The sequence below is a fragment of the Azospirillum sp. ST 5-10 genome (assembly GCF_051225715.1).
GTDB lineage: Bacteria > Pseudomonadota > Alphaproteobacteria > Azospirillales > Azospirillaceae > Azospirillum.
This window is the reverse complement of record NZ_JBPJSP010000013.1, coordinates 33,835-59,929: the sequence shown is the minus strand read 5'-3', so window position 1 is coordinate 59,929 and position 26,095 is coordinate 33,835. Positions and strand designations below refer to the sequence as shown.

Annotated in this window: 26 protein-coding genes; 14 read left to right on the top strand and 12 right to left on the bottom strand. The window is 72.0% G+C overall.

Annotation, left to right across the window (positions count from 1 at the left end):
• The first annotated feature begins 1 nt into the window (after position 1).
• The 3 genes from ACSBPG_RS16055 (at position 2) to pgi (ending at position 3,515) form a co-directional block, all read left to right on the top strand.
• Entirely contained in the window at positions 2–1,363 is a 1,362-nt protein-coding gene (locus ACSBPG_RS16055; RefSeq protein ID WP_435538194.1) for a M16 family metallopeptidase, read from the top strand.
• 190 nt (positions 1,364–1,553) lie between these two features.
• Entirely contained in the window at positions 1,554–1,829 is a 276-nt protein-coding gene (locus tag ACSBPG_RS16050) for a hypothetical protein (RefSeq protein WP_435538193.1), read from the top strand.
• 42 nt (positions 1,830–1,871) lie between these two features.
• A complete protein-coding gene (gene pgi / locus ACSBPG_RS16045) occupies positions 1,872–3,515 on the top strand; it encodes a glucose-6-phosphate isomerase (RefSeq protein ID WP_435538192.1) in 1,644 nt (547 codons plus the stop codon).
• A 66-nt stretch (positions 3,516–3,581) separates the two neighbouring features.
• On the opposite strand, the gene ACSBPG_RS16040 is transcribed toward pgi, so the two are convergent.
• Together ACSBPG_RS16040 and ACSBPG_RS16035 are read right to left on the bottom strand one after the other, a co-directional pair.
• Positions 3,582–4,043 carry an RES family NAD+ phosphorylase gene (locus ACSBPG_RS16040; protein ID WP_435538191.1) on the bottom strand — a complete coding sequence of 154 codons (462 nt, stop codon included), beginning with the start codon at positions 4,041–4,043 and terminating at the stop codon, positions 3,582–3,584.
• Positions 4,044–4,069: 26 nt separating this feature from the next.
• Entirely contained in the window at positions 4,070–4,507 is a 438-nt protein-coding gene (locus ACSBPG_RS16035; RefSeq protein ID WP_435538190.1) for an antitoxin Xre/MbcA/ParS toxin-binding domain-containing protein, read from the bottom strand.
• 314 nt (positions 4,508–4,821) lie between these two features.
• Here ACSBPG_RS16035 and mutL point away from each other — a divergent pair, with 314 nt between their 5' ends.
• Complete coding sequence (gene mutL / locus ACSBPG_RS16030; protein WP_435538189.1) at positions 4,822–6,654, top strand: DNA mismatch repair endonuclease MutL; 1,833 nt, start codon at positions 4,822–4,824, stop codon at positions 6,652–6,654.
• 13 nt (positions 6,655–6,667) lie between these two features.
• Here mutL and ACSBPG_RS16025 read toward each other — a convergent pair whose 3' ends face one another.
• Positions 6,668–7,825 (bottom strand): M10 family metallopeptidase C-terminal domain-containing protein, encoded by a 1,158-nt coding sequence (locus tag ACSBPG_RS16025; RefSeq protein WP_435538188.1) that lies wholly within the window; start codon positions 7,823–7,825, stop codon positions 6,668–6,670.
• A gap of 107 nt (positions 7,826–7,932) precedes the next feature.
• A complete protein-coding gene (locus ACSBPG_RS16020) occupies positions 7,933–9,594 on the bottom strand; it encodes an alpha-amylase family protein (RefSeq protein ID WP_435538187.1) in 1,662 nt (553 codons plus the stop codon).
• Between the two features lie 193 nt (positions 9,595–9,787).
• Between ACSBPG_RS16020 and ACSBPG_RS16015 the strand changes: the two genes are divergently transcribed.
• Positions 9,788–11,482 (top strand): methyl-accepting chemotaxis protein, encoded by a 1,695-nt coding sequence (locus ACSBPG_RS16015; RefSeq protein ID WP_435538186.1) that lies wholly within the window; start codon positions 9,788–9,790, stop codon positions 11,480–11,482.
• 16 nt (positions 11,483–11,498) lie between these two features.
• Here the strand turns inward: ACSBPG_RS16015 and sugE are convergent, their stop codons facing one another.
• Genes sugE through ACSBPG_RS15995 form a run of 4 tightly spaced genes read right to left on the bottom strand, consistent with a single transcriptional unit; the run spans position 11,499 to position 13,753 of the window.
• On the bottom strand, positions 11,499–11,819 hold the full coding sequence (sugE, locus tag ACSBPG_RS16010) for a quaternary ammonium compound efflux SMR transporter SugE (protein WP_435538185.1): 321 nt from the start codon (positions 11,817–11,819) through the stop codon (positions 11,499–11,501).
• Positions 11,819–12,388: a 16S rRNA (guanine(966)-N(2))-methyltransferase RsmD gene (rsmD, locus tag ACSBPG_RS16005; protein WP_435538184.1), complete on the bottom strand. Its 570-nt coding sequence runs from the start codon at positions 12,386–12,388 to the stop codon at positions 11,819–11,821. Before rsmD ends, sugE begins: the two co-directional genes overlap by 1 nt.
• Positions 12,369–13,484, bottom strand: coding sequence for a pseudouridine synthase (locus tag ACSBPG_RS16000; RefSeq protein ID WP_435538183.1), 1,116 nt, complete (start codon positions 13,482–13,484; stop codon positions 12,369–12,371). The genes rsmD and ACSBPG_RS16000 overlap by 20 nt, the downstream gene beginning before the upstream one ends.
• Before the next feature lie 59 nt (positions 13,485–13,543).
• Positions 13,544–13,753, bottom strand: coding sequence for a dodecin (locus ACSBPG_RS15995; RefSeq protein WP_435538182.1), 210 nt, complete (start codon positions 13,751–13,753; stop codon positions 13,544–13,546).
• A 124-nt stretch (positions 13,754–13,877) separates the two neighbouring features.
• Between ACSBPG_RS15995 and ACSBPG_RS15990 the strand changes: the two genes are divergently transcribed.
• The gene (locus ACSBPG_RS15990; RefSeq protein WP_435538181.1) at positions 13,878–14,333 is read left to right on the top strand and encodes a nucleoside deaminase; all 456 of its coding nucleotides are present in this window, start codon (positions 13,878–13,880) and stop codon (positions 14,331–14,333) included.
• 10 nt (positions 14,334–14,343) lie between these two features.
• On the opposite strand, the gene ACSBPG_RS15985 is transcribed toward ACSBPG_RS15990, so the two are convergent.
• Positions 14,344–15,450, bottom strand: coding sequence for a LacI family DNA-binding transcriptional regulator (locus ACSBPG_RS15985; RefSeq protein WP_435538180.1), 1,107 nt, complete (start codon positions 15,448–15,450; stop codon positions 14,344–14,346).
• A gap of 118 nt (positions 15,451–15,568) precedes the next feature.
• On the opposite strand from ACSBPG_RS15985, the gene ACSBPG_RS15980 reads away from it, so the two are divergent.
• The 7 genes from ACSBPG_RS15980 to ACSBPG_RS15950 all read left to right on the top strand — a co-directional run bounded on the left by ACSBPG_RS15980 (position 15,569) and on the right by ACSBPG_RS15950 (position 21,921).
• Entirely contained in the window at positions 15,569–16,603 is a 1,035-nt protein-coding gene (locus tag ACSBPG_RS15980) for a TRAP transporter substrate-binding protein (protein ID WP_435538179.1), read from the top strand.
• A 28-nt stretch (positions 16,604–16,631) separates the two neighbouring features.
• Positions 16,632–17,147, top strand: coding sequence for a TRAP transporter small permease (locus ACSBPG_RS15975; RefSeq protein ID WP_435538178.1), 516 nt, complete (start codon positions 16,632–16,634; stop codon positions 17,145–17,147).
• A complete protein-coding gene (locus ACSBPG_RS15970) occupies positions 17,144–18,421 on the top strand; it encodes a TRAP transporter large permease (protein ID WP_435538177.1) in 1,278 nt (425 codons plus the stop codon). Before ACSBPG_RS15975 ends, ACSBPG_RS15970 begins: the two co-directional genes overlap by 4 nt.
• A gap of 8 nt (positions 18,422–18,429) precedes the next feature.
• Positions 18,430–18,969 carry a VOC family protein gene (locus tag ACSBPG_RS15965; protein WP_435538176.1) on the top strand — a complete coding sequence of 180 codons (540 nt, stop codon included), beginning with the start codon at positions 18,430–18,432 and terminating at the stop codon, positions 18,967–18,969.
• A 7-nt stretch (positions 18,970–18,976) separates the two neighbouring features.
• Positions 18,977–20,251, top strand: a complete 1,275-nt coding sequence (locus tag ACSBPG_RS15960; RefSeq protein WP_435538175.1) for a RuBisCO large subunit C-terminal-like domain-containing protein — start codon at positions 18,977–18,979, stop codon at positions 20,249–20,251.
• The gene (locus ACSBPG_RS15955) at positions 20,248–21,603 is read left to right on the top strand and encodes a four-carbon acid sugar kinase family protein (RefSeq protein WP_435538174.1); all 1,356 of its coding nucleotides are present in this window, start codon (positions 20,248–20,250) and stop codon (positions 21,601–21,603) included. Before ACSBPG_RS15960 ends, ACSBPG_RS15955 begins: the two co-directional genes overlap by 4 nt.
• A gap of 117 nt (positions 21,604–21,720) precedes the next feature.
• Positions 21,721–21,921 carry a hypothetical protein gene (locus ACSBPG_RS15950; RefSeq protein WP_435538173.1) on the top strand — a complete coding sequence of 67 codons (201 nt, stop codon included), beginning with the start codon at positions 21,721–21,723 and terminating at the stop codon, positions 21,919–21,921.
• Between the two features lie 37 nt (positions 21,922–21,958).
• On the opposite strand, the gene ACSBPG_RS15945 is transcribed toward ACSBPG_RS15950, so the two are convergent.
• A complete protein-coding gene (locus ACSBPG_RS15945) occupies positions 21,959–22,693 on the bottom strand; it encodes a Crp/Fnr family transcriptional regulator (RefSeq protein ID WP_435538172.1) in 735 nt (244 codons plus the stop codon).
• A 164-nt stretch (positions 22,694–22,857) separates the two neighbouring features.
• Between ACSBPG_RS15945 and ACSBPG_RS15940 the strand changes: the two genes are divergently transcribed.
• The gene (locus ACSBPG_RS15940) at positions 22,858–23,151 is read left to right on the top strand and encodes a hypothetical protein (RefSeq protein WP_435538171.1); all 294 of its coding nucleotides are present in this window, start codon (positions 22,858–22,860) and stop codon (positions 23,149–23,151) included.
• A gap of 105 nt (positions 23,152–23,256) precedes the next feature.
• Here the strand turns inward: ACSBPG_RS15940 and purD are convergent, their stop codons facing one another.
• Together purD and ACSBPG_RS15930 are read right to left on the bottom strand one after the other, a co-directional pair.
• A complete protein-coding gene (gene purD / locus ACSBPG_RS15935; protein WP_435538170.1) occupies positions 23,257–24,543 on the bottom strand; it encodes a phosphoribosylamine--glycine ligase in 1,287 nt (428 codons plus the stop codon).
• Between the two features lie 89 nt (positions 24,544–24,632).
• Entirely contained in the window at positions 24,633–26,093 is a 1,461-nt protein-coding gene (locus tag ACSBPG_RS15930) for a hypothetical protein (protein WP_435538169.1), read from the bottom strand.
• Between the last annotated feature and the right edge of the window lie 2 nt (positions 26,094–26,095).

Below are 26,095 nucleotides of genomic sequence, written 5' to 3'. Positions count from 1 at the left end.
CATGATGTCGCACCGCTTCGCCCGCGCCGCCATCCCGAGCCTCCTGGGCGCGGTCCTTCTGCTCGCGGGCCTCGCCCTGCCGGCCCGCGCCGTCGAGGTGCAGCGCGTCGTCAGCCCCGGCGGCATCGAGGCCTGGCTGATCGAGGACCACAAGAATCCCATCATCGCCCTGGAATGGGCGTTCGAGGGGGCCGGCGCCAGCGATCCCGAGGGGCTGGACGGCCTCGCCAACCTCGCCGCCTCGACCATGGACGAGGGCGCCGGGCCCTACGACTCCCAGGCCTTCCAGGGCCGGCTGGCCGACGCCGCCATCGCCCTCAGCTTCGACGCCGGGCGCGACGCCTTCACCGGCAGCCTGCGCACGCTCACCGGCAACCGCGACGAGGCGCTGGAGCTGGCCCGCCTCTCCATGGCCGAGCCGCGTTTCGACCCGGAGGCGGTCGAGCGCATCCGCACCGCCATCATGACCAGCCTGCGCCGCGACCAGTCGGACCCCGACTTCGTGGCGCGCCGCACCTTCTTCTCCACCGCCTACCCCGGCCACCCCTATGGCGGGGAGATCCGCGGCACCCTGGAGAGCCTGCCGCGCATCGGGCCGGAGGACCTGAAGCGCTTCGTGCAGGGCCAGCTCGCCCGCTCGCGTCTGGTGGTGGCCGCCTCCGGCGACGTCACGCCGGAGGAGCTGGGGCGTGCCCTCGACACCGTGTTCGGCGGCCTGCCGACGGACACGGCGGTGGCACCGCTGGCCGACGCGGCGCCCAAGGGCGAGGGTCGCACCCTGGTGGTCGAGCGCCCGACGGCGCAGACCGTGATCCTCATGGGCCAGGAGGGGATCGAGCGCTCCGACCCGGACTGGTACGCCGCCACGGTGATGAACTATGTGCTGGGCGGCGGCGGCTTCGGCTCGCGCCTGATGGAGGAGGTGCGCGAGAAGCGCGGCCTCTCCTACGGCGTCTACAGCTATCTCATCCCGCTGGACCACACCGCCCTGATCATGGCCGGCGGTTCCACCGTCAACGACAAGGCCGGCGAGGCCCTGGCGATCATGCGGGCGGAGTGGAAGCGCATGGCCGAACAGGGGGTCACCGAGGAGGAGCTGGCCGACGCCAAGACCTTCCTCACCGGCTCCTTCCCGCTGCAGTTCTCGTCGACCTCGGCGATCGCCCGCATCCTCCTGCAGGTCAAGCGCGACGACCTCGGCATCGACTATCTCGACCGCCGCGACGACCTGATCAACGCGGTGACCCGCGAGGACGTCCAGCGCGTCGCCAAGCGCCTGCTCGACCCTGCCCGCCTGCTGACCGTGCTGGTCGGCCGGCCGGAAGGCGTGACCGACGGGCAGACGGTGGACGGGGGGAGTTGATACCACGCAGTCAAGGCCTTGGAGCAGGTCTTGCTCCCTCCCCTGCGAAGCGGGGGAGGGTTGGGGCGGGGGCAAATAGGTGGCGATGCTTCGGCTCGCGGTCAGAGAGAGACGGCGCGGTCGCTGATCGATTTCCCGCGGAACGTGTTAGAATGTGGGCGACGCATCACGGAACAGGCCGATACGGGCGATGACCGCGATCCCCTTCGACACCCTCAAGCTTGCCGAGCGCCTGCAGGCCGGCGGCTTCACGCCGGAGCAGGCACGCACGGCCGCGGCGGCGATCGCCGAGGCGATGACCGGCGCCGAGTTGCCGACGAAGAGCGATCTCGCCGCCCTGGAAGCCCGCCTCGACTCCCGCATCGCGACCAGCATCGCCGACGCCAAGACAGACCTGCTGCGCTGGCTGGTGCCGTTGCTGCTCGGCCAGGCTGCCCTGATCGCCGCCCTCGTCAAGATCCTCTGATCCCGAACCGTCCGCGCCGTTTCTCCCGAGGAGAGTCCCGCCATGTCCGCGCTCACCGAGTCCCCCGCCTGGCAAGCCCTGCTCCGTCACCGCGCGGCGATGGAGGGCGTCCACATGCGCGACCTGTTCGCCGCCGACCCCGGCCGCTTCGAGCGCTTCTCGCTGGAGGCCGCCGGGCTGCTGTTCGACCACTCGAAGAACCGCATCACCGCGGAGACGGTCGAGGCGCTGCTGGCGCTGGCCCGCCAGCAGGACGTGGAGGGCTGGCGCGACCGCATGTTCGCCGGCGAGCGCATCAACACGACCGAGGACCGGGCGGTGCTGCACACCGCCCTGCGCAACCGCACCGGCCGGCCGGTGCTGGTCGACGGCCGCGACGTCATGCCCGACGTGCAGGGCGTGCTGGCGCGCCTGGAGCGCTTCGTCGAGCGGGTGCGCGACGGGGAGTGGACCGGCTACACCGGCCAGCGCATCACCGACGTTGTGAACGTCGGCATCGGCGGCTCCGACCTCGGGCCGGTCATGGTGACCGAGGCGCTGACCCCCTTCCTCCACCCGGAGATCGCCTTCCACTTCGTCTCCAACGTCGACGGCACCCACATCCAGCAGACCCTGGAGTGGCTCGACCCGGAAACCACCCTGTTCGTCATCGCCTCGAAGACCTTCACCACCCAGGAGACCCTGACCAACGCCCACACCGCCCGCCGCTGGTTCCTGGAGACGGCGGCGGACGAGGCGCACGTCGCCAGGCACTTCGTCGCCGTCTCCACCAACGAGCCGGCGGTGCGCGCCTTCGGCATCGACCCCGAGAACATGTTCGGCTTCTGGGACTGGGTGGGCGGGCGCTACTCCCTGTGGTCGGCGATCGGCCTGCCGATCGCGCTCGGCATCGGCTTCGAGCGTTTCACGGAGCTGCTGGACGGCGCCCACGCCATGGACGAGCACTTCCGCACGGCCCCCCTGGAGCGCAACATGCCCGCGCTGATGGGCATGCTGGGCGTGTGGTGCATCGATTTCTGGGGCGCCAAGTCCCACGCGGTGCTGCCCTACGACCAGTACCTGCACCGCTTCCCCGCCTATCTCCAGCAGCTCGACATGGAGAGCAACGGCAAGCGGGTGAACCGGCGCGGCGAGCCGGTCGACTACGCCACCGGCCCGGTGGTGTTCGGCGAGCCCGGCACCAACGGCCAGCACGCCTTCTACCAGCTCATCCACCAGGGGACCGAGCTGATCCCCTGCGACTTCCTCGCCCCGGCGCAGACCCACAACCCGGTGGGCGACCACCACCGCATCCTCCTGTCGAACGTCTTCGCCCAGTCCGAGGCGCTGATGCGCGGCAAGACGGCCGACGAGGTGCGCGCCGAGATGACGGCGGCGGGCAGGCCGGCCGACGCGATCGAGGCGCTGCTGCCGCACCGCGTGTTTCCCGGCAACGTGCCGTCCAACAGCATCCTGTTCGAGCGGCTCGACCCGCGCACCTTGGGCGCGCTGATCGCGCTCTACGAGCACAAGGTGTTCGTCCAGGGCATCGTCTGGGAGATCAACTCCTTCGACCAGTGGGGGGTGGAGCTGGGCAAGCAGCTCGCCGGCAAGATCCTGCCCGAGCTGCAGGAGGACGCACCCGCGGCGACCGCCCACGATTCCTCGACCAACGGCCTGATCGCCTGGTACCGCGAGCACCGGTAGGACGGACCGGAAAGGCGCCGACCTGACGGACGGCCGGGTGACCGGACGGTGACGCGGCCCCATCCTTCAAGGCAAAGGTGCGAACAGCCGGGCATCCCACAGCACCGGCCGTGGCCGTGCGGCGCGGATGTCCGCGAAGTCCGCGTGCAGTTGATGGATGAGCACGTTGCGCTCGAACCCCATGGCCGGATGCGACGGCACGATCAGCACCGCCGAGCGCCGGCTGTCGTACCAGGCGTCGCCGAACGCACGGCTCGCCGCATAGCCGGGATCGCTCCAGCCGGCAACGTCACTCGGCCCCACCTCTTCGACCGTGAGGTTGCCGGGGATGAAGATCTCGGCGAACTGCTGCCCGGCCGGCACCACGCCGATCCGGGTCCGCACCAACTTCTCCAGCATGGCGGTGGCGAAGCCGATCCCGGCGTAGATGACGTAGCGGCCCTTGCTGTTCCAGCGTCCACCGGTTCGGAAGGCGCCACCGCCATCCAACAGCGGGAAACGGTCGTCGGCAATCCGGAACGCCGTCAACGGGCCGGTCGGGTGAGAGGGCATCGTCAGGCTGGCAGCCCGTGCAGAATTCCATCGAGGATCTCCTCGACGTGCCGGGCGCCGAACTCGTCGACCGCCACGTCGATGGGAGCGCGGTCGCCGAGTTCCGGGTGCGGTGTGGTAAGCCACTGCCGCGCCTGATCCACGTCGCGCCAGACGTACTCGGCGTGGGCGATGACGTTGGCCAAGCGCGCGGCGCGCTCGCTTTCCGCTGGGCTGAGCCGGCCTTCCCGCAGGCGGCGCTTCAGCGTGCCTTCTGGCACGACGCGGGTCATCAGACCACGCCGGGCCGTCGGGTCGGAGTAGACGTGCCCGGCGACCCGGTCGAGCGCCGCCACCTTCAGGCCGGCACCGATGCTGCGCTGAAGATCCAGCGGGGTGGTCACCGCGCGCCCGAACGCCGCGAGGCCGCCCATGATGGTGACGATCTCCTGAATCTGCATGGCGTCCTCCGACCAATTGAACCTATCATATAGGATCATATGATCGGGGCGCAAACGCTTTGCGAGGCCGCGGCGGAACCGTCAGGGCCCGGGCGCGGCGTTGGAGCAGAACGGACCGGGGTGGTGGCCGATGGCGATCCAGCAGGATATCCCGGTGGGCGATACAGGCCGATACGTCGTGAGCCCGATGTGAACGTTGATAAGGCGAGTCATCCTTCCATTCTTTCATCCCTTGCGTTTCTGATCCGCACGCCTTTCGTCCCGACCTCGTCTCCCTGGTAGCGCGGCCGGCGTCGGAGCCCTATATTTGGCGTATGCCGATCCGCCGCCTGCCCGACACCCTGGTCAACCGCATCGCCGCCGGCGAGGTGGTCGAACGCCCCGCCGCCGCCGTCAAGGAGCTGGTCGAGAACGCCCTCGACGCCGGCGCCGGCCGCGTCGACGTGGTGGTGCGCGACGGCGGCAAGGCGCTGATCGCCGTCACCGACGACGGCTGCGGCATGGGGCCGGAGGAGCTGGAGCTGGCGGTGGAGCGCCACGCCACCTCCAAGCTGCCGTCCGACGACCTGCTGGACATCCGCAGCCTGGGGTTCCGCGGCGAGGCCCTGCCCTCGATCGGCGCGGTCAGCCGGCTGACCATCGCCAGCCGCCCGCGCGGCGCCGACAGCGCCTGGGCGATCACCGTCGACGCCGGTGCCAAGGGCCGGCCGCAGCCGGCGGCGCTGGCCCAGGGCACCCGGGTCGAGGTGCGCGACCTGTTCGCCGCCGTGCCGGCGCGGCTCAAGTTCCTCAAGGCCAACCGCACCGAGCTGGACCACGTCCAGGACACGCTGGAGCGCCTCGCCATGGCGCACCCCGGCGTCGCCTTCACGCTCGCCGACGACGCCCGCTCGGTGCTGCGCCTGTCGGCCGCCCAGGGCGACCTGCTGGACGCCCGGCTGACCCGCCTCGGCGCCCTGATGGGACGCGACTTCCAGGACAACGCGGTGCCGGTCGACGCCACCCGCGAGGGGGCGCGGCTGGCCGGCTGGATCGGCCTGCCGACCCTGCACCGGCCCACCGCGCGCCAGCAGCACCTGTTCGTCAACGGCCGTCCGGTGCGCGACAAGCTGATGGTCGGGGCGGTGCGCGGCGCCTACGCCGACTTCCTGCCGCGCGACCGCCACCCGCTGCTCGCCCTGTTCCTGGAGCTCGACCCGCTGGAGGTCGACGTCAACGTCCACCCCGCCAAGGCCGAGGTGCGCTTCCGCGACACCGGGCTGGTGCGCGGCCTGATCGTCGGCGCCCTCAAGCACGCGCTCGCCGAGGCCGGCCACCGCGCCTCCTCGACCGTCGGCGTCGCCACCCTGGGCGCCCTGCGCCCCGAGGGCGCCGCCGCGGCGCCCATGGCGCACCGTCCCCCGTGGGGCGGCGGCCCGGTCTACCCCACCCCGTCCTCGTCGGTGCCGCGCGGGCTGGCCGAGCGCGCCAGCGCCTTCCAGGCGCCGCTGAGCGGCTTGGCGGCGGCCCCCTCGGCCCGCCCGCCGGACTACGCCGCCGCCGCGGACGCCACGCCGCCCGCCGCGAGCCACCCGCTCGGCGCGGCGCGCGCCCAGGTGCACAACACCTACATCGTCGCCCAGACCGAGACCGGCATCGTCATCGTCGACCAGCACGCCGCCCACGAGCGGCTGGTCTACGAGCGCATGAAGGCGGCGCTGGTGGCCGGCGGCGTCAAGCGCCAGGGGCTGCTGATCCCCGAGGTGGTGGAGCTGGACGAGCCGTCGGCGGCCCGCCTGGTGGCCCGGGCCCCCGAGCTGGCCGAGCTGGGGCTGGTGCTGGAGCCCTTCGGCCCCGGCTGCGTCATGGTGCGCGAGGTGCCGGCCCTGCTCGGCCGCGCCGACGCCAAGGCGCTGGTCAAGGACCTCGCCGACGAGTTGGCCGAGCTGGGCGACGCGCCGTCGCTCCAGGAGCGGCTGGAGGAGGTGTGCGCCACCATGGCCTGCCACGGCTCGGTGCGCGCCGGCCGCACCTTGAGCGTGGAGGAGATGAACGCGCTGCTGCGCCAGATGGAGGCCACCCCCCACTCCGGCCAGTGCAACCACGGCCGGCCGACCTACGTGGAGCTGAAGCTGGCCGACATCGAGCGGCTGTTCGGGCGGCGGTAGAGCGGCGCTCCTTTCACGCCGTCGCGAACCAGCCGTCCTCGACCCGGTTCGCGTCGACGCCGGCCAGGGTGACGTTGCCGCCGGCGAAGAACAGCACCGCCCCGTCCGGCCCCGCCACCACGCTGTACGGGCCGCCGGCCGCCAGCTCCAGCCGGTCGCCCTCCTCGGGGCGGAAGTCGACGATCCAGTTGTCGGCGCTGTCGGCGCCGAAGACGAAGCGGTCGGCGCCGGCGCCGCCCACCAGCACGTCGTTGCCGGCGCCGCCGTCCAGGCGGTTGTCGGCGCCGTTGCCGACCAGCCGGTCGTTGCCGGCGCCGGTGGTCGCCTGCTCGATGGTGACGCCGAAGGCGATCGCGAAGTCGTCCGGCCCGGCGACCGACGAGAAGTGGCCGGCGCCGAGGTCCAGCCGCTGGTTGGTGGCGTAGGCCGAGAAGTCCAGGCGGTCGACGCCGCCGGCGTCCCACAGGGTGGCGGGCTCCGGCGTGGTGTAGACGTCGTCGCCCGCACCGGTGCCCAGGTTGGCGCCCCAGCGCTGCTGCAGGGCGGCGATGTCGTAGAGGGCCAGCGAGTCGCACCCTTCGTGGGTGTGCGGGTTGGCGTTGTAGGACATCACCGTGAACAGGTTGTTGTCCTGGTCGTCGGCCAGGAAGGGGCCCGGCGCCGAGGCGCCGCCGGCGTCGTAGGCGCCGGGGTGCTTGAGCGTGAAGGCGTGACCGATCTCGTGCAGCATCACGTCGCGGCCGTAGGCGGAGTCCAGCGGGATGGCGCGGTGCACCAGCACCAGCGCGTCGAGGTCGCGGCTCGTCACCTGGCCGGCGCCGTCGTAGCGGTAGTCGTAGTAGAACTGGGTGTTGCCGCCCATCCCCCGCATCGAGGCGCTGCCAAAGCTGATGTCGGCGTCCACCCCGTCGGCCGCCTCCACCAGCCGGACGTTGGCGACCGCCTCGTAGCGGGTCAGCAGGTCGCGCACCACCGCGCGCTCGGACTCGTCGAGCGCCTCGAACCCGTCGACCTGGCCCCAGGGCCGGTCCGTCGGCATCCGGTCCTCGAACCGGTAGGTCAGGGTGGCCGGCGCCGACGACGACGTGTTCCAGACCGCCACCATGTCCGGCATGGGAAACAGGAGGGCGGCGGCCGCCTGTTCGGGCGACAGGGGGGCAATGGTGCTCATCGGGGGCTGCGCTTTCGGGGTGGCCTGCCCCGAATGTGGCACCCCTTGTGCGCCGAGTCGTGTGACAAGGAGGGACCGCGGCCCCCCCGGCCGCGCCCAGAGGGGCGCTACAGGTCGCTACGCCGCAGCACCTCGTCCATCCCGCCGACCCGGAACCAGCGGTAGCCGTAGGCGTCGAGGCGCAGGCGGTGCACGCCGCCGCCGTCGGCGCGGCTGTGCTCCTCGGAGAGCAGGTTGACCAGGCAGTCGGACTTGCCGCCCGGACCGGGATCGAAGACGGCCGGGCGCGGCTCCCCCGCCACGTTGTGCAGGCACACCATGGCGGTGTCGCGCCAGTCGTAGCGCAGAGCCAGCACGGCGGGGTCGCCGGCGTCGATCACCGTGACCGTGCCCCAGCCGATCTCCGGGCATTCCTTGCGCAGGCGGATCAGACGCTCGATCCAGTTGAGCAGGGAGCCGGGGTCGCGGCGCTGGTGGGCGACGTTGACGCGGCCGCAGCCGAACGGCCCGTCGGCGATCACCGGGCGGAACGGCGTCGCGGCGGCGGTGAAGCCGCCGGCGTGCTCGCTCGACCACTGCATCGGCGTGCGGACGGACTCGCGCTCCTTCAGGGACAGGTCGTCGCCCATGCCGATCTCGTCGCCGTAGAACAGCACCGGTGAGCCCGGCAGCGAGAACAGCAGGCTGTAGGCCAGTTCCAGCCGGCGGCGGTCGCCGCCCAGCATCGGCGCCAGCCGGCGGCGGATGCCGCGGCCGTAGAGCTGCATCCCGGGCTCCGGACCGAACGCCTCGAAGACGCGCTGGCGCTGGTCCGGCTCCAGGCGGCCGAGGTCGAGCTCGTCGTGGTTGCGCAGGAAGGTGGCCCACTGCGTCGCGTCGGGAATGCCGCGCGTCGCCTCCACCGCCTCCGCCACCGGCCGGGCGTCGCCGGTCGCCATGGCCAGGAACGTCCGCTGGTTGAGCGGGAAGTTGAACATCATGTTCATGCGGTCGGCGTCGCGCCCGAAATAGTCGTCGTTCTGTTCGGGCGGGACATTGGCCTCGGCGAGCAGCACCACGTCGCCGCGGCGCCACTGCGCGAACTCGCGGAAGAAGCGCAGCAGGTCGTAGCGCGGCCCCTGCTGCGTCACGTTCGGCCCCTCGCGCTCGATGATGAAGGGGACGGCGTCGATGCGGAAGCCGGCCACCCCCAGCTCCAGCCAGAAGCCCATGATCTTCAGCAGCTCCGCCCGCACCGCCGGGTTGGCGATGTTGAGGTCCGGCTGGAACGCGTAGAAGCGGTGGAAGTAGTGGGCGCCGGCCTCCTCGTCCCAGGTCCAGGTGGTCTTCTGCACCCCGGGAAAGACCATGCCCTGGTCGGCGTTCGGCGGCTTGTCCTTGGACCAGACGTAGTAGTCGCGGAACGGCGAGGCGGGATCGCGCCGCGCCGCCTGGAACCAGGGATGCTGGTCGGAGGTGTGGTTGATGACCAGGTCCATGATGATGCGCAGGCCGCGCTGCCTGGCGGCGTGGGCGAACTCCACGAAGTCGCCGAGCGAGCCGTAGCGCGGGTCGACGCCGTAATGGTCGGTCAGGTCGTAGCCGTGGTCGCGGCGCGGCGACGGCTGGAACGGCATCAGCCAGAGGGTCGAGACGCCGAGCCCCTGGAGATAGTCGAGCCGGCGCATCAGCCCCTTGAAGTCCCCCGCCCCGTCGCCGTCGGCGTCCATGAAGGAGCCGACGGACAGGCAGTAGATCACCGCGTTCTTGTACCAGAGATCGTTGATCATGCACGTTCCTCCATCTTCCCGGGGAAGAACAGGGGGACGGCGCCCGGCGCTCCCGCGGCGCCGGAACGTCGCCATCGGCCGCCTTCGCTGCTGCGAATAAACCCCAATTGAATGCGGACATTCGTGGTGCTATGACCTGCAGCACCGCCGCACGGGGCGAGTTCCGGCGCGGCGTGACAGCGGAGCGACGGCGATGGGGCTCAGGTTGCGCGGCCGGCTGACGGCCATGGCGTCGATCGCGCTGATCGGCATGGTGGTGATCGGCGTCACGGCGCTGCTCAGCCTGCACGGCGAGCTGATGAACGACCGCAAGCTGAAGACGCGGGACCTGGTCGACAGCGCCGCCAGCCTGGTGCTGCGCTACGCCGAACTGGCGCGCCGCGGCGCCATGCCGGAGGAGGACGCCCGGCGCGCCGCGCTGGAGGCGGTCGCCACGCTGCGCTACGAGGGCGATAACTACTTCTGGGTCAACGACCTGAACGGGCGGCTGCTGGCGCACCCGACCCTGAGCGACCGCATCGGCCGGAGCGTGCTCGACCTGCGCGACGCCGACGGCCTGCCCATGTTCGAGCGCTTCATCGCGGAGGCGCGGCGCGACGGCGCCGGCTTCGTCGCCTACCGCTGGGCCAGGCCGGGCGAGGCCGAGCCGTCGCCGAAGATCTCCTACGTCCGCCGCATCCCCGGCTGGAACTGGGTGGTCGGCACCGGGATCTACGTCGACGACGTCGACGAGGTCTTCCGCGCCAAGGCCCTGCAGCTGGCCGCCCTCTTCGTCCTGGTGCTGGTGGCGGTGCAGGGTGTGGCGTGGGCGGTCAGCCGCTCGATCACCGGTCCGGTCGGCGCCATGCGCGCCGCCATGCTGCGCCTGTCCGACGGCGACACCACGGTCGCCGTGCCGGCCCTGGACCGCCGCGACGAGATCGGCGACATGGCCCGCACGGTCCAGGTGTTCAAGGAGAACGTCGGGCGCCTGGAGGAGATGCGTCGCGCCCAGGAGGAGCACGAACGCCGCGCCATCGACGAGCGCAAGCAGGCGATGCTGGCGATGGCCGACGCCATGGAGCAGCGGGTGCAGGGCATGGTGCTCTCGATCGCCAAGGTCATCGAACGCCTGCACGCCGCCGCCGGCACCATGACCGCCAACGCCCGGCAGACCAGCAGCCAGAGCACCGCCGTCGCCGCCGCCAGCCGCCAGGCCTCGGCCAACGTGCAGACGGTCGCCGCCGCCACCGAGGAGCTGAACACCGCCAGCCACGAGATCGGCCGGCAGGTCGAGCGCGCCGCCGCCGTGGCCCAGGCGGCGGCCGAGCAGTCCGGACGCTCCAACCAGGTGATCCGCGGCCTCGCCGAGGCGGCGGAGCGCATCGGCGAGGTGGTCGACCTGATCCGCGCCATCGCCGGCCAGACCAACCTGCTGGCGCTGAACGCCACCATCGAGGCGGCGCGCGCCGGCGAGGCCGGCAAGGGCTTCGCCGTCGTCGCCAGCGAGGTCAAGGGCCTGTCGACCCAGACCGCCCGCTCCACCGACGAGATCGCCGCCCAGATCGCCGTCGTCCAGCAGCAGACGCAGCAGGTGGTGGCGGTGATCGGCGAGATCGGCCGCACCGTGCACGACATCCACGAGACCTCGGCCTCCATCGCCTCGGCCATCCACCAGCAGCACGCCGCCATCGCCGAGATCGGCCGCAACGTGCAGCAGGCGGCCCACGGCACCGGCGAGATCGACGCCCACATCGCCGACGTGTCGGTCGCCGCCACCGGCACCCTGGAGGCCTCGACCCTGGTCTCGGCCGCCGCCGACGAGCTGGTGCAGCAGTCGGAGGCGCTGGAACACCACGTCGAAGCGTTCCTGGGGGAGATCCGCGCCTCCAACCGGCTGGCGGCGTGACGGCGGCGCGGCCCCGTCAGTGCGGGCTGACCAGCTTCAGCCCGACGATGCCGGCGACGATCAGGCCGATGCAGGCGAGCCGCGCCAAGCCCGCCGGCTCGCCCAGCAGGGCGATGCCGAAGATGACCGTCCCCACCGCGCCGATGCCGGTCCACACGGCGTAGGCGGTGCCCACCGGCAGTTCCCTGAGCGCCAGCGCCAGCAGGACGATGCTCGCCAGCATCGCCGCCCCGGTCACCAGCGAGGGGCCGAGGCGGGTGAAGCCGTCGCTGTGCTTGAGGCCGATCGCCCAGACGATTTCCAGCAGGCCGGCCACCACCAGATAGGACCAGGCCATCACGGCTCCTCCGCCGCGGCGAACAGCACGCGGGTGTCGCCGTAGCGGCGCTCGTCCAGGGCACGGAAGCCGGTCGGCAGCGCCAGCGGGGCGTCGGCCGCCTCCTCCACCACCAGCACCGCCCCCGGAGCGAGCCAGCCGGCCGCGGCCAGCGCCGTCAGCGCCGCCGGGGCGAGATCGCGGCCGTAGGGCGGGTCGAGGAAGGCGAGGGTCGCCGGGGTGCCTGCCCGCGGCGGCCGGGTGGCGTCGCCGCGCAGCACCGTGCAGCGCCCCTCCTCGCCCAGCGCCGCCACGTTGGCGCGCAGCGCGTCGAGCGCGGCGCGGCCGGCGTCGAGGAAGGTGGCGGCGGCGGCGCCGCGCGACAGCGCCTCCAGCCCCAGCGCGCCGGTGCCGGCGAAGACGTCGAGCACGGCGGCGCCGTCGACCGGCGAGCCGCCGCCGGGACCCCAGCCGCTGTGCGCCAGGATGTTGAAGATCGCCTCGCGGGTGCGGTCGCTGGTCGGCCGCACGTCGCGCCCGGCCGGGGCCGTCAGGCGCCGGCCGCGGTGGCTACCGCCGACGATCCGCACGGCCGCCGTCCCGCGGCGCCGGCTTGCCGCCGCTGCGGTCGCCCGGGCGCGCTGCCGCGGGCTTGGCCGACGGCGTGCCGGCCGGCGCCTTCCCGGCGGGTGGCTTGCCGGCGGGTGGCTTGCCGGCACCGGATCGGCCGGACGCCGCCTTGCCGGCCGAGGTCTTCCCGGCGGACGGCTTGCCGGTGGACGGCTTGCCCGCCGGCGCTTGCCCGCCCGGCCGGCCCTGCGCCGCGCGCGGCGGTCCCGGCTTGCGCGGCGCCGCCTTGGCGTGGCCCGACGGCGCCTCGGCCGCGGCGGCGCCGTCGCGGTTGCGGAAGAAGCCCATGACCTGGTCCTTGACGACGCGCCGCGGCACCTCCTCGACCGTCCCCTCCTCCAGCTTGCCGAGCTGGAAGGGGCCGTAGGCGGTGCGGATCAGGCGGGTGACCTGCAGGCCGAGGCTCTCCATCACCTTGCGGATCTCGCGGTTCTTGCCCTCCTTCAGGCCGACCGTGAGCCAGGCGTTGGTGCCCTGGACCCGGTCGAGCGCCGCCTCGATGGGGCCGTAGGTCACGCCCTCGATGGTCGGCCCCTTGGCGAGGCCGGCGAGCTGGCGCTCGTCCACCGTGCCGTGCACGCGCACGCGGTAGCGGCGCGTCCAGCCGGTGGCCGGCAGCTCGAGGAAGCGGGCGAGCTCGCCGTCGTTGGTGAGGAGCAGCAGCCCCTCGGTGTTGAGGTCGAGGCGGCCCACCGAGACGACGCGCGGCATGCCCGGCGGCAGCTTCTCGAAGACGGTGGAGCGTCCCTTCTCGTCGCGCGCCGTGGTGACCAGCCCCGCCGGCTTGTGGTAGCGCCACAGGCGGGTCGGCTCCGGCTCCGGGATCGGCTGGCCGTCGACCAGCACGACGTCGCCCGCCGACACCACGCAGGCCGGGCTGTCGAGGGTGCGGCCGTTGACGGCGACGCGGCCCTCGGCGATCCAGCGCTCGGCGTCGCGGCGCGAGCACAGGCCGGCGCGCGCCAGCCGCTTGGCGATGCGCTCGCCGCCGGAATCCGGCGGATCGCCCTGGCCGGCCAGGGGGTCGTGGGGGGTGTCGGAAGGGGGCGTGTCCATGGCCGGGACCATAGGGCCAAGCCGCCCCACCCGCAACGGGGAAGCGGGCGCGCCGGCCGTCACTCCTCCAGGCGGAACCCCACCTTCATGACCACCTGGTACTGCGCCACCGTGCCGCCGCGGATCGAGCCGCGGATCTCCTGGACCTCGAACCAGTCGAGGTGCTGCAGCGTCCGGGCGGCCCGCTCCACGCCGTTCTTGATGGCGTCGTCGATGCTGCCCTCGGCGGTGCCGACGATCTCGATCTTCTTGTAGACGTGGTTCTCCATGGCCGCTGTCCTCGCCGGGTTGGGGTCGGACGTCCAGCTTGGTCCCGAACGGTGCCGCGATCAACGTCCCTTGGTGACGCGGCCGCGCTTGACGCCCGGCCGGGGGCGGGCCACGTTCGCCGCCATGCGTGACTCCCCCTACATGGCGCTGGCCCTGGCCGAGGCGCAGGCCGCGGCGGCGCGCGGCGAGGTGCCGGTTGGGGCGGTGCTCGTCGAGCCGGCGAGCGGCCGCGTGCTGGCGCGCGCCGGCAACCGCACGGAGGCGCTGAACGACCCGACCGCCCACGCCGAGGTGCTGGCGATCCGCGCCGCCTGCGCCGCGGCGGGCGCGCCGCGCCTGCCGGGGATCGACCTCTACGTGACCCTGGAGCCGTGCGCCCTGTGCGCCGCGGCGATCAGCTTCGCCCGCCTGCGCCGCGTCTATTTCGGCGCCTACGACCCCAAGGGCGGCGGCGTCGAGCACGGGCCGCGCTTCTTCGCGCAGCCCACCTGCCATCACGCCCCGGAGGTCTACGGCGGCTTCGCGGAGACGCAGGCGGCGGCGCTGCTGCGGACCTTCTTCCGCGACCGCCGGGCGTGAGGACGGGCGGTCACGGCCGGACCGGCGGCCGGAGATAGCCGGCCGGCAGATTCTCGCGGAAGAAGACGTCCAGCTTGATCGGCGGCACCGCCGACGCCTCCTCGCCGCGCTGGAGGCGGTGCACCAGGTCGAGCGCCCCCGCCAGGACGGCGTCGGGATCGGAGTTGATGACGGCGTCCATCGTCCCCTCGATGAGGAGCTGCCGGGTGTCGGCCGACAGGCCGTGGCCGATGAAGACCACCTCCGCCGCCCGGCCCTTCTCCCGCAGCGCCCGCCCGATCCCCTGGGACGAGCCGCCGACGTTGTAGATCCCGACGAGGTCCGGGTTCTGCTCGATCAGCGAGACGGTGTGCCGGTAGTTCTCGTCGCTGTCGTCGTGCCCCTCCCGCGTGCCGACCGGCCGCAGGCGGGGGAACATCTCGGCGATCACCCCGAGGAAGCCGGACTCGCGCTCGGAATGGGCGCGGTAGATGGGGCTGCCGGCGACCAGGGCGACGCTGCCGCCCGCACGGCCGCAGAAGCGGCCCAGCAGATAGCCGGCGGTGCGCCCGGCCGCCCGGTTGTCCAGCCCGAAATAGGCGGCCTGTCCCGGGTGCGGCAGGTCCGAGACGACGGTGACGACGTGCTTGCCCGCCGCCGTCACGTCCTCGACCGCCTCGCGCACCACCGGGTGGTCGATGGCCAGGAAGACGATGCCGTCCGCCCACGCCGCCTGGCGGCGGATCGAGGCGGCCAGCGCGTCGGCGTCGAAGCTGTCGATGAAGAAGCAGCGGACGCGGGCGCCGTCGCGCGACTTCGAGGCGGCCAGCGCCCGCAGCTTCTCGCCGAGCAGCCGCAGATAGGGGTTGCTGCCCATCGGCAGCAGGAAGGCGACGTTGGGCGGCCGCGGGCTCGACAGACGCTCGACCTCGGCCGCCGTCAGGTAGCCGAGGTCGAGCGCCGTCCGCAGGACGCGCTGCACGGTGCGCTCCTTGACCCCCTTGCGGCGGTTGAGGACGCGGTCGACGGTGGCCGGCGACACCCGCGCCGCCGCGGCGACGTCGTTCAGCCGCGGCGCCCGCGGCAGCACCGGGGCGGACGCGGGGGCGGACGCCGCCGACACATCAAAACCCATCATCTAATCCCGTTTGAACTCGACGGCCCATGTTCATAACGTCGTTCAAACGGATTGCTGGTGTCGAGACAATTGGGGCGTCGCGAACACCATACCTCATAACGCATCATGGGAGGACAGGATGACCGACACGCCGCTCCGCTTCGCCAGCCATCGCCTCACGCGCCGCACCGCGCTGGCCCTCGGACTCGGGGCCGGGGCCGCGGCGATGATGCCGGGGCCGTCCCGCGCCGCGTCCGTGAAGCTGCGCTACGGCCACAACAACGAGCCGGCCAGCGTGGCCGGCGCCCAGGCCGACTGGTTCGCCCAGGCGGTGGGCGCGCATTCCGGCGGCGACCTCACGGTCGATGTCTTCCCGTCCTCCCAGCTCGGCAAGCTGAAGGAGCTGGCCGAGGCGGTGTCGCTCGGCACCATCGCCTTCTCGCACAACACCGCCGGCGGCATCGGCTCGCTCTACGAGCCCTTCGCCGCCCTCGACACCCCCTACCTCTACCGCGACGTCGAGCACCTGATGAAGGTGATGGACGTGAACTCGCCGGTGATGACGGAACTGAACCAGGGCCTCATCCAGGCGGCCAACATCCGCGTCATCTACGCCCACTACTTCGGCCGCCGCAACCTGAGCTGCAACAAGGCCGTCCGCACGCCGGCGGATCTCGCCGGGGTGAAGATCCGGGCGGTTCCCTTCCCGATCTACACCACGGCGGTGGAAGGGATGGGCGCCGCGCCGGTCCCGGTCGACTGGTCGGAGGTGCCGACGGCGCTGGCGACGGGCATCGTCGCCGGCCAGGAGAACCCGGTCAACGTCATCCTCAGCGTCAAGCTCTACGAGGTGCAGTCGCACCTCATGCTGACCGGGCACATGGCGAACGCCGAGGTGGTGGTGATGAACGAGGACGCCTGGCAGGGCCTGTCGGCGGCCCACAAGGAGGCGGTGACGGCCGCCGCCGCCGACATCCGCGAACGCGCCACCAAGGCGATCCAGGACAACGAGGCCAAGGACACCGAGGCGCTGCGCAAGCTCGGCATGACGGTGATCGGCCCCGAGGACGGCCTCGACGTCGAGGCCTTCCGCGCTTCGGTGAGCAAGCTCGTGCAGGAGCGCTTCGGCGCCAAGTACGGCAAGCTCTACGACATGATCAAGGCCGTCGCCTGACGGTCCGGCCGATCGGGAGCACCAGGGCATGATGGCCGTGAGAACGGGAGGCGCCCGCGTGCGGGCGCTGACGTCCGTCGTCGTCGCTTGCCGCACCGTGGCGATCCTGTCCCTGGCGCTGGTGGCCGGGCTGGTGGTCGCGCAGGTGGCGGGCCGCAACCTGTTCAACCTCGGCATGGCCTGGGCCGACGAGCTGGCGCGCTTCTCCGGCATCGCCCTGGTGTTCCTGGCCGTGCCCGTGCTGGCGCTGCGGGGCCAGCACGTGGCGGTCGACATGGTCCCGCAGCTGCTGCCCCTGCGCCAGCGCCGGGCGCTGGCCGTCGCCGTGGAGGTCGCGGTCCTGCTGTTCAGCGGCTTGGCGCTCTACGGCCTGCACGCCTTCCTGGGCCGCGCCGGCGGGTTCGTGACGCCGGCCATCGGCCTTCCCAACTGGCTGTTCTACGCCCCCGCCGTCGTCGGCTACCTCCTGCTGGCCCTGGTCACCCTGGAGCGCATCGCCGATCCCGCTACCCGCTCCCGGAACGGCGAAGGAGAGCGGTCGTGAGCCTTCTTCTGCTTGGCCTCTTCATCGCCCTCATGCTGGCGGGCGTGCCGATCGCCGTGTCGCTCGGCCTGTCGTCGGCGCTGGTCATCGTCGGCTTCGGCCTGCCGGTCAACGTGCTGGCGCAGCGCGCCGTCAACGCGCTCGACTCCACCCCGCTGCTGGCCGTTCCCCTGTTCATCCTGGCGGCCAGCCTGCTCAACGCCATGGGCGTGACGACGCATCTCTTCGACCTGGTCCGCCTGCTCGTCGGCCGCATCCGCGGCGGCGTGGCCCAGGTCACCATCCTCGTCAGCCTGATCTTCTCCGGTGTCTCGGGCGCGGCGCTCGCCGACATCGGGGCGCTCGGCAAGATCCAGATCGGCCAGATGACCGGGCAGGGCTACCGCAAGGAGTTCGCCGCCGGCCTCACGGCGGCGGCCGCGACGATCGGGCCGATCTTCCCGCCGTCGATCCCGATCATCATCTACGCCAGCGTCGCCAACGTCTCGGCGGTGAAGCTGCTGCTCGCCGGCATCGTCCCGGCCTTCCTCATCACCCTGTGCCTGATCGGCCAGGTGGCGGTGATGGCCAAGATGAAGGGGCTGCCGCGCGACGACGTCCGTCCCTCCCTGGCGGCGATCGCCCGCAAGGCCGTCGTCTCGTTCCCCGCGCTGATGGCGCCGGTGCTGCTGATCGGCGGCCTGCTGAGCGGCTATTTCGGCCCGACCGAGGTGGCCGGCGTCACCGTCGCCTACGCGCTGGTGATCGGCTTCGCCGTCTACCGCACGCTGACCTGGCGGGCGGTCTGGGAGTGCCTGGGCGAGACGGTCGACGCCACCGCCAGCATCCTCTTCATCGTCGCCGCGGCCGCGGTGTTCGCCTGGGTGCTGACCTTCGACCGGGTGCCGGCGCTGGCCGGGACCTTCCTCCTCGGCCTCTCCGACGACCCGCTGGTCCTGCTGTTCCTCGTCAACGTGCTGCTCCTGCTGGTCGGCATGGTGCTGGAGTCGATCGCGGCGATCCTCATCATCGCGCCGATCGTCGCGCCGGCGCTCCACGCCGCCGGGGTCGACCCGCTGCAGCTCGGCATCGTCTTCGTGCTCAACCTGATGATCGGCCTGCTGACGCCGCCGCTGGGCATGAGCCTCTACATGGTCTCGATCATCGCCGACATGCCCGTCCATTCGGTGATCCGCGGCTGCCTGCCCTTCCTGGTGTCGCTGCTCCTTTCCCTGCTCGTCGTCTCGGCCGTCCCGGCGGTGTCGACGTGGCTCCCCAACCTCTTCGTCCAATAGGCTTCCCGATGAGCAGATTCCTTGGCGAGATCCGCCAGCTCGGTTACGTCGTCGACGACATCGAGGCGGCCATGGCCCACTGGTCCGAGGTCATGGGCGTCGGCCCCTGGTTCTACAACCCGAAGGTCCCGATCGAGGACTACATCTACGACGGCCGCCGCTACGAGGTGCACAACGCGGTGGCGCTCGCCAACAGCGGCGCGGTGCAGGTCGAGCTGATCGAGACCCGCAACGACGCCCCGTCGATGTACCGCGACTTCAAGCGGGCCGGCCACCGCGGCCTGCAGCACGTCGCCTACTGGACCCAGAGCTTCGACGCCGACCTCGCCCGGATGGAGGCGCAGGGCTTCCGCGTCAGGATGAGCGGCAACGTCGGCGCCAACGGCCGCTTCGTCTATTTCGACCGCGAGGCGCACCCCGGCACGGTCATCGAGCTGTCGGAGGTGGTCGGCCCCAAGGGCCGCCTGTTCGACCTCATCCGCGAGTCCTCGTCCGGCTGGAGCGGCGCCGATCCGGTGCGCCCGTTCCCCGACCTGGCGACCCTGTGAGCCCGCCATGAGCCCCGACTTCGTCGAAGCGACCTACCTGATCGAGACGCCTCTCGACCCCGAGACGGTCGCCGGGATCATGGCGGGCGAGCAGAGCTGCGGCACCTTCGTGCGCGTCGCCGGCGAGACCGACGAGCTGCGCCGGCGGGCGGCGGCGCGGGTGCTGGCGGTGGACGAGACCGAGGCGGCCGCGGCGCCCAGCCTGGCCAGCGCCTACCTGCAGCGCAAGGGAACCGCCGGCCCGTGGCGGCGCGCCCGGGTGCGGATCGCCTATCCCGCGGCCAACACCGGCCGCAACCTGCCGACCCTGGCGGCGACGGTCGCCGGCAACCTCTACGACCTCGGCGAGGTGACCGGGCTGCGGCTCCTTTCGGTCGCGCTGCCCGCCGCCCTGCGGGCGCGCTTCGAGCGGCCGGCGTTCGGCGTCGCCGGCACCCGCGAGCGCCTCGGCGTGCACGGCCGGCCGTTCTTCGGCACCATCATCAAGCCCAACGTCGGCCTGTCGGCCGAGGCGATCGCCGACTTGGTGGCGGCGCTGTGCGAGGCCGGCGTCGACTTCATCAAGGACGACGAGATCTGCGCCGACCCCGACCACGCGCCGCTCGCCGAGCGCGTGCCGGCGGTCATGGCGAAGGTCCGCGCCCACCGCGACCGCACCGGGCGCGACGTCATGGTGGCGTTCAACATCACCGACGAGACCGACGCCATGCGGCGCCACGCCGACCTGGTCGAGCGCGAGGGCGGCTCCTGCGTCATGGCCAGCCTCAACTGGATCGGGCTGTCCGGGGCGGAGACCCTGCGCCGCTGGACGCCCCTGGCGGTGCACGGCCACCGCAACGGCTTCGGGGCGATGGCCCGCCACCCCGCGCTCGGCATCGGCTTCGACGCCTACCAAGCGCTCTACCGGCTGGCCGGCGTCGACCACCTGCACGTCCACGGCATCGGCGGCAAGTTCGCCGACGCCGCCGACGAGGTCGAGACGGCGGCGCGCCGCTGCCTGGCCGGGCTGGCGGCCGACGCGGCGGACGCCGGCGACGCGGTGCTGCCGGTGTTCTCCTCCGGCCAGTGGGCGGGCACCCTGCCGCGCACGCTGCAGGCGGTCGGCGGTGCCGACTTCATGTTCCTCGCCGGCGGCGGCATCCTCGCCCATCCCGGCGGCCCGGCCGCCGGCGTCCGCAGCCTGCGCCAGGCCCACGACGCGCTGGCCGAGGGGCGGTCCCTCGCCGACGCGGCGGCGGCGTGGCCGGAGCTGCGGGCGGCGCTGGAGTTCTTCGGGTCATGACCGGCCCGGCCGGCCGCGGCCCGGAGATCGTCTTCGTCGGCGACGATTTCACCGGCGCGTCGGACACCCTGGCGACCCTGGCCCGGGCCGGCCGCCGGACGCGCCTCTTCCTCGACCCGCCGGACGCGGCGGCACTCGCCGCCGAACCGCTCGACGCCGTCGGGGTGGCGACCGAGCTGCGCGCCCTCGATCCCGAGGCGATCCACCGGCGCGTCGACACGATTGCCGGGGCGATCGCCGCGGTTCGGCCGCGCTTCGTCCACTACAAGGTCTGCTCGACCTTCGACAGCGGGCCGCAGACCGGCAACATCGGCGCCGCCGTGCGCGCCCTGGAGGCGCGGCTCGGGCCGGCCCTGGTGGCGGTGGTCGGCGGGCAGCCGAGCCTGCGCCGCTACTGCCTGTTCGGCCATCTCTTCGCCGCCGCGGCCGACGGGACGGTGCACCGGATCGACCGCCACCCCATCATGCGCACGCACCCGACCACGCCGATGGCCGAGTCCGACCTGCGCCTCCACCTCGAAGCCCAGGGGCTCGCCGGCCTGGCCCTGGTGCCGTGGACGGAGATCGGCGACGACGCCGCATCCCTCGCCGCCCGGCTGTCCGGCCTGCTCGCCGGCAGCGGGGACGGCAATGGAGCCGACAATCGGGCCGGCAAAGGGGCCGGTGGCGGGAGCCGCCTGCTGGTCGACGTCGCCGAGACGGCCCAGCTCGCGACCCTCGGCGCGGCCCTGCGCCGGCTGGAGACCGGCGGCCGGCCGATCGTGCTGGTCGGCGCCAGCAGCGTCGCCGAGAGCCTGACGGCCGGCACCGGTGCCGGCGCCGGGGCGCCCGCGGTGGCGACCGCCGCCGCGCCGGCGGCCGGTCCCTGCCTGGTCGTCGCCGGCAGCCGCTCCGCCGTGACGGCGGCGCAGGTCGCCGCGGCGACCCGCTTCGAGCGCGTCGCCGTCACGCCCGAGGCGGTCGCCGACGGCGCCGCGGCGGCGCGGCTCGTCGCCGCAGTGGCGGCGGCCCTGGGCGGCGGCCGCAACGTGCTGGCGCACCTGGTTCCGGAGCGCGATTACGGGGTCAACGCCCTCACCCTCGCCCGCCGCCTCGCCGACCTGGCGGCCGACATCGTCGCCGCGGCGCCGGTCGGCGCGCTCGGCGTGGCGGGGGGCGACACCTCCAGCGTGGTCGTCCGGCGTCTCGGCTTCGCGAGCCTCGCCTACCGCGGCACCCTCGATCCCGGCGTCGCCGTCTGCACCGGCCGCACGCCCGGCCGCGGCGACGTGTGGCTGATGCTCAAGGGCGGCCAGATGGGCGGCGGCGACCTGTTCGACCGGTTCGCCGCGGCATGGTCCGGGCGCTCCTGATCCAGATCAAGAGTTGCAATCCCCACTCCGTCCGGGGTTGCCACCGCGCGACGAACGCCCGACGGTGGTGCGCCGACACCGCTCCCGAACCGCCGATCCCGAACCGCCGAGGCGACGATGTGCGCGAATGCCCAAGGGTGCTTCCTGATCAAGGCCTACCAGCAGAACGCCGCCAGGCACGGCCACGACGCGGCACTGCACGCGGCGGCCCGGCTCTACCAGCGCACCAACCGTGCGGCCAGCGACGACGAGGCGCTGGCGTTCGTCGCCCGCTTCGTGCAGCCGTCCGCCGCACCGGGCTGCAGCGGCTGCGGGTGAGCGGCGGGACCGACCGGCAGGCCCGGCTTTCCGGCCTTCAGCGGCTGGGCTCGCCTTGCCGTCCCCCCGCCGGATAGGTCCCCCCTCCCGGGACGAGGCGGCGGAACTCGTCGCGGATGATCCGGTAGCAGTCGCACGTGACCTCGTCCAGCCCGGCCGGATCGAGGATCGTGATGCGCCCCCGCGTGTAGCGGATCAATCCGGCGTTCTGCAGGAGCCTCGCCGTGACGGTGACCCCGGCCCGCCGCACGCCGAGCATCATGGCCAGGTACTCCTGGGTCAACGGGAACTCCTCGCCGACCCGGTCGCGGGTCATCAGCAGCCAGCGGGCGCAACGCTCCTCGATGGAGTGGAGCCGGTTGCACGCCGCGGTTTGGGCGACCTGGTTGAAGTGTGCCTGGGCAAAGCGCAAGAGCTTGCTTCGCAACGTGTCGCTCTCGCGGACGGCGGCCTTGAACGCGTGCGAGCGCATCCTCCAGCCATCGCCCGGGATCTGCATGTCGCACTGGCATGGCATCCGATCGGCATCGAGCACGACGGCGGTGCCGACCAGCCCCTCGTTGCCGATCGTTCCCACCTCCACCGCTTCACCGTCCGGCAGGACGTTGAGCAGCGAGGCGCATCCCCGCTCGATGAAGTAGACGTGGGCAATCTCCTCGTCCGGTCCGAACAACGTCATCTTGTGCGGCAAGGCGACCGCCTCCAGATGGGGCCGGAGCACCCCCTCCTCCTCGGGCGAGAGGCCGCCGAGAATGTGGTTGCCGCTCTCCATGGTGATGCCCCTGACGCTGTCACGTGGGAATCCTCCCCGGGGTCAACAGGCGCACCGCGTCAAAGGCACCGGGCCTTTATGCGCGGTAGCGTACCGACCATCGCCGCCCGTCGTGCTTCGTTGGACGCACAACCGGCGATCAGCCGCGGCGCGGGACATGGGAAATGGACGATCAGGAGCTTGAACGCCTCAGGCGTCACCGGCGGGACTTGATGCAGCGGGCGCGCAAGGCCATCGAGGAGGCGCGCCGTCTGCGCCAGGATTTCAGGCGTTCCTCCACCACCGCCGACACCTGGAATGTCCGGCTCCTGAACCGCGTCGCGGTTGGGGACATGCCTGCCGACGCGTTGGTGGTGGATGCCGTGCCGACCGACGGCTCCGCGGAGGCCCCGCCCGCAGATGCTCCAGCCGATGGCGCACCGTGTCCGCCGGCCCCGTCGGACGACGGCGACGCGTGACGGCGGCGCCCGCGCACGTCCAGGGCGCGGATGGTGGCGGCCCAAGACAGAGACACGGCATGACGCTGGCCGCGGCCGCCATCCGACGCCCCAGGCCGAAGTGACTCAGCGCCCCACCGCCCGCCAGCCGATGTCGCGGCGGCAGAAACCGTCGGGCCAGTCGATGCGGTCGACCGCCGCGTAGGCGCGCCGCTGCGCCTCGGCGACGGTGGCGCCGCTGGCGGTGACGCCGAGCACCCGGCCGCCGGTCGCCAGCACCCGCCCGTCCGCGGCGCGCTCCGTGCCGGCGTGGAAGACGGTCACCCCCTCCACCGCGGCGGCGGCGGCGAGGCCGCGGATCTCGGTGTTCTTCGCGTAGTCGCCGGGGTAGCCCCTGGCGGCCATCACCACGCACAGCGCCACCTCGTCGCGCCAGCGCACGTCGAAGCTCCCGAGCACGCCGTCGGCGGCGGCCACCAGCGCCGCCAGGACGTCGGACCTCATGCGCATCATCAAGGTCTGGCACTCGGGATCGCCGAAGCGGACGTTGAACTCCAGCGTCTTCGGCACCTTGCCGCTGGGGCCGTCGACGATCATCAGGCCGGCGAACAGCACGCCCGTGAAGGGCCGTCCCTCGGCGGCCATGCCGCGGACCGTCGGCAGGACGATCTCGCGCATCACCCGCTCCTGCAGCTCCGGCGTCAGCGCCGGGGCCGGGGAATAGGCGCCCATGCCGCCGGTGTTGGGGCCGGTGTCGCCCTCGCCCACCGCCTTGTGGTCCTGGGCCGAGGCCAGCGGCAGCGCCGTCTCGCCGTCGCACAGCGCGAAGAAGCTGACCTCCTCGCCGGCGAGGAACTCCTCCACGACGATCTCGGCGCCGGCGGCGCCGAAGCGCCCGCCCACCAGCGCCTCGTCGATGGCGGCGAAGGCTTCGTCCAGGGTGCGGGCGACGGTGACGCCCTTGCCGGCGGCCAGCCCGTCGGCCTTGACCACGATGGGCGCGCCGTTGGCGCGCACGAACTCCTTGGCGGCGCCGGCATCGGTGAAGCGGCCGTAGGCCGCGGTCGGCACGCCGTACCGGGCCAGCACGTCCTTCATGAAGCCCTTGGAGCCTTCCAACTCCGCCGCCCTGGCGCTCGGCCCGAAGGCCTTGACGCCGGCCGCCGTCAGCCGGTCGACCAGGCCGAGGACCAGCGGCCCCTCCGGCCCGACGACGACGAAGTCGATGGCGTTGTCCTTCACCCAGGCGAGGAGACCGTCGACGTCGTCGGCCCTGATCGGCACGCAGGTCGCGACGTCGGCGATCCCGGCGTTGCCGGGCGCGCAGTAGAGGGCATCGCACAAGGGGGAGCCCGAAATCGCCCAGCACAGGGCGTGCTCGCGCCCGCCGGACCCGACGACCAGGACTTTCATGGCACCCCATCCCTCACGCGTGTTGGCGACGTGACGCCTTGTAGTCGCGGCGTCGGCCCGACTCAAGCCCTGGATACCGCTTGCGGGCGTCAGCGCGCCGCCGGCACGCCGCCTTTCCGTTTCATCCCGGCTGCCACGCGGAAGATGTCGGGGAAATTGATGCGACCACCTTCGGCCCTCGACAGAACCGCCAAATCCTCCAGATCCTCGATCAGGACCTCGACCTTGCCGCGGCGGACGGGATCGGTCGTGAATTTCTTGGGCGGCAGCTTTCCTCCGGAGGCCATGCTGTCGATCGTTGCGGCATCCCACCGTTCGAATAGGAGTTCCGGGTTGCAGGGAACGGTAAGCCCCCTCAACGCCTCGAGCAAGGGCTGCACCCAGGGGTAGTCTTCACGCAGTTCGTTCACCCGCGTCCGCGACGACCGCGTCACACCGTCATTGATCGCACGAAAATGCAACGCGAGAGGATGATCCGGGAACTTCCGGTCGGTCTGAATGGCCGATTCCCCGAACGCCAGAAGCATCGTGCGCGGGCTTACCTGCCCCTCGGCATCCGCGAGGTGATTGGGAATCCAGGTGAAGGTGCGACCGCGGCGCGGGTCCCTTCCCATGTAGGGTCCTGCCATGGCTTCGACGACGCGGCGGATGAAGGCATCCTCATTTCGCCAATCTCTCGCTATCACATACCCCCGCTCTCGTCCGTCCTCAACAAATTGGGAAATAGAGCTGCGAATTTCCGATCCATGCTCATCGTCATTAATCGTGTATTGTATGATCAAACCGTATAGATCGAGAAAGGACCAATTCAAGCCCGCTTGACTCTGCCGCAGCTTTGAGCTGTCGGGGAAGGTCCAGATCTCGGCATCATCGACCATGTCCGGACGCAGAAACAACTTGGCCCGCATACCGGTTGTCATGCGCAAAGACAGCGCAAACTGCAGCGCCCCCTTCACCAGGGAACGCATGACGCCCCAGTCGCTGGAGAGACGATCCAAAGCATCGAAAACAAAAATCAACCGCCTGCCACCTTCCGTGAGCTCCCGCTCCAATCCGAGGAGCAGGCGATCGGACTTCTCGGGATGGCATGACACCCAGGCGACCCGCCCCTGCCAATCGTCGAGACCCGCAAAGGCGCTTTCCTGATTGGCTATTGCGCGCTTGACCGCCACCGTCTTCCAGATGAGCCGTGGTTCGAAGTCCGCAACGAGGTGAGTGAGCGTGTCGGGAGATGGAAACTGTTCATTCCATTGCGCCTGACCGAACGCGACATGAACCTCCAAGTCCTTCAGCAGGTCGATCCGCCACTCCCGAGCCATGATCTGTCGCAGAGTGTCGTCCGTCAGTGCCGCGGTCCACAGACTCTTGCCCGCTCCCCGCATGCCAACCACAATGCTGCTGTTCCAGTCGAAGGCATTGCGGTGCCCCGGCGGCAGAAAGACCTTCGGCGGCGGCGGCGGATTCAGGTCCTCTTGAGCCTGCACGAGGTTCGGCGTCAGCTTTTCCAACACGCGTCGGACGGGCAGCGTCGGAAGCATCATTGCGGCCACGA

Coding starts and splice junctions, on each gene's coding strand:
- ACSBPG_RS15985 (WP_435538180.1), bottom strand. CDS start 15,450: ATGATGGGTTTTGATGTGTCGGCGGCGTCCGCCCCCGCGTCCGCCCCG.
- pgi (WP_435538192.1), top strand. CDS start 1,872: ATGTCCGCGCTCACCGAGTCCCCCGCCTGGCAAGCCCTGCTCCGTCAC.
- ACSBPG_RS16020 (WP_435538187.1), bottom strand. CDS start 9,594: ATGATCAACGATCTCTGGTACAAGAACGCGGTGATCTACTGCCTGTCC.
- ACSBPG_RS16015 (WP_435538186.1), top strand. CDS start 9,788: ATGGGGCTCAGGTTGCGCGGCCGGCTGACGGCCATGGCGTCGATCGCG.
- ACSBPG_RS16025 (WP_435538188.1), bottom strand. CDS start 7,825: ATGAGCACCATTGCCCCCCTGTCGCCCGAACAGGCGGCCGCCGCCCTC.
- ACSBPG_RS15960 (WP_435538175.1), top strand. CDS start 18,977: ATGAGCCCCGACTTCGTCGAAGCGACCTACCTGATCGAGACGCCTCTC.
- ACSBPG_RS15975 (WP_435538178.1), top strand. CDS start 16,632: ATGATGGCCGTGAGAACGGGAGGCGCCCGCGTGCGGGCGCTGACGTCC.
- ACSBPG_RS15980 (WP_435538179.1), top strand. CDS start 15,569: ATGACCGACACGCCGCTCCGCTTCGCCAGCCATCGCCTCACGCGCCGC.
- ACSBPG_RS16050 (WP_435538193.1), top strand. CDS start 1,554: ATGACCGCGATCCCCTTCGACACCCTCAAGCTTGCCGAGCGCCTGCAG.
- ACSBPG_RS15940 (WP_435538171.1), top strand. CDS start 22,858: ATGGACGATCAGGAGCTTGAACGCCTCAGGCGTCACCGGCGGGACTTG.
- ACSBPG_RS15950 (WP_435538173.1), top strand. CDS start 21,721: ATGTGCGCGAATGCCCAAGGGTGCTTCCTGATCAAGGCCTACCAGCAG.
- mutL (WP_435538189.1), top strand. CDS start 4,822: ATGCCGATCCGCCGCCTGCCCGACACCCTGGTCAACCGCATCGCCGCC.
- ACSBPG_RS15965 (WP_435538176.1), top strand. CDS start 18,430: ATGAGCAGATTCCTTGGCGAGATCCGCCAGCTCGGTTACGTCGTCGAC.
- ACSBPG_RS15990 (WP_435538181.1), top strand. CDS start 13,878: ATGCGTGACTCCCCCTACATGGCGCTGGCCCTGGCCGAGGCGCAGGCC.
- ACSBPG_RS16000 (WP_435538183.1), bottom strand. CDS start 13,484: ATGGACACGCCCCCTTCCGACACCCCCCACGACCCCCTGGCCGGCCAG.
- ACSBPG_RS15955 (WP_435538174.1), top strand. CDS start 20,248: ATGACCGGCCCGGCCGGCCGCGGCCCGGAGATCGTCTTCGTCGGCGAC.
- sugE (WP_435538185.1), bottom strand. CDS start 11,819: ATGGCCTGGTCCTATCTGGTGGTGGCCGGCCTGCTGGAAATCGTCTGG.
- ACSBPG_RS16055 (WP_435538194.1), top strand. CDS start 2: ATGATGTCGCACCGCTTCGCCCGCGCCGCCATCCCGAGCCTCCTGGGC.
- purD (WP_435538170.1), bottom strand. CDS start 24,543: ATGAAAGTCCTGGTCGTCGGGTCCGGCGGGCGCGAGCACGCCCTGTGC.
- ACSBPG_RS15945 (WP_435538172.1), bottom strand. CDS start 22,693: ATGGAGAGCGGCAACCACATTCTCGGCGGCCTCTCGCCCGAGGAGGAG.
- ACSBPG_RS16035 (WP_435538190.1), bottom strand. CDS start 4,507: ATGCAGATTCAGGAGATCGTCACCATCATGGGCGGCCTCGCGGCGTTC.
- ACSBPG_RS15995 (WP_435538182.1), bottom strand. CDS start 13,753: ATGGAGAACCACGTCTACAAGAAGATCGAGATCGTCGGCACCGCCGAG.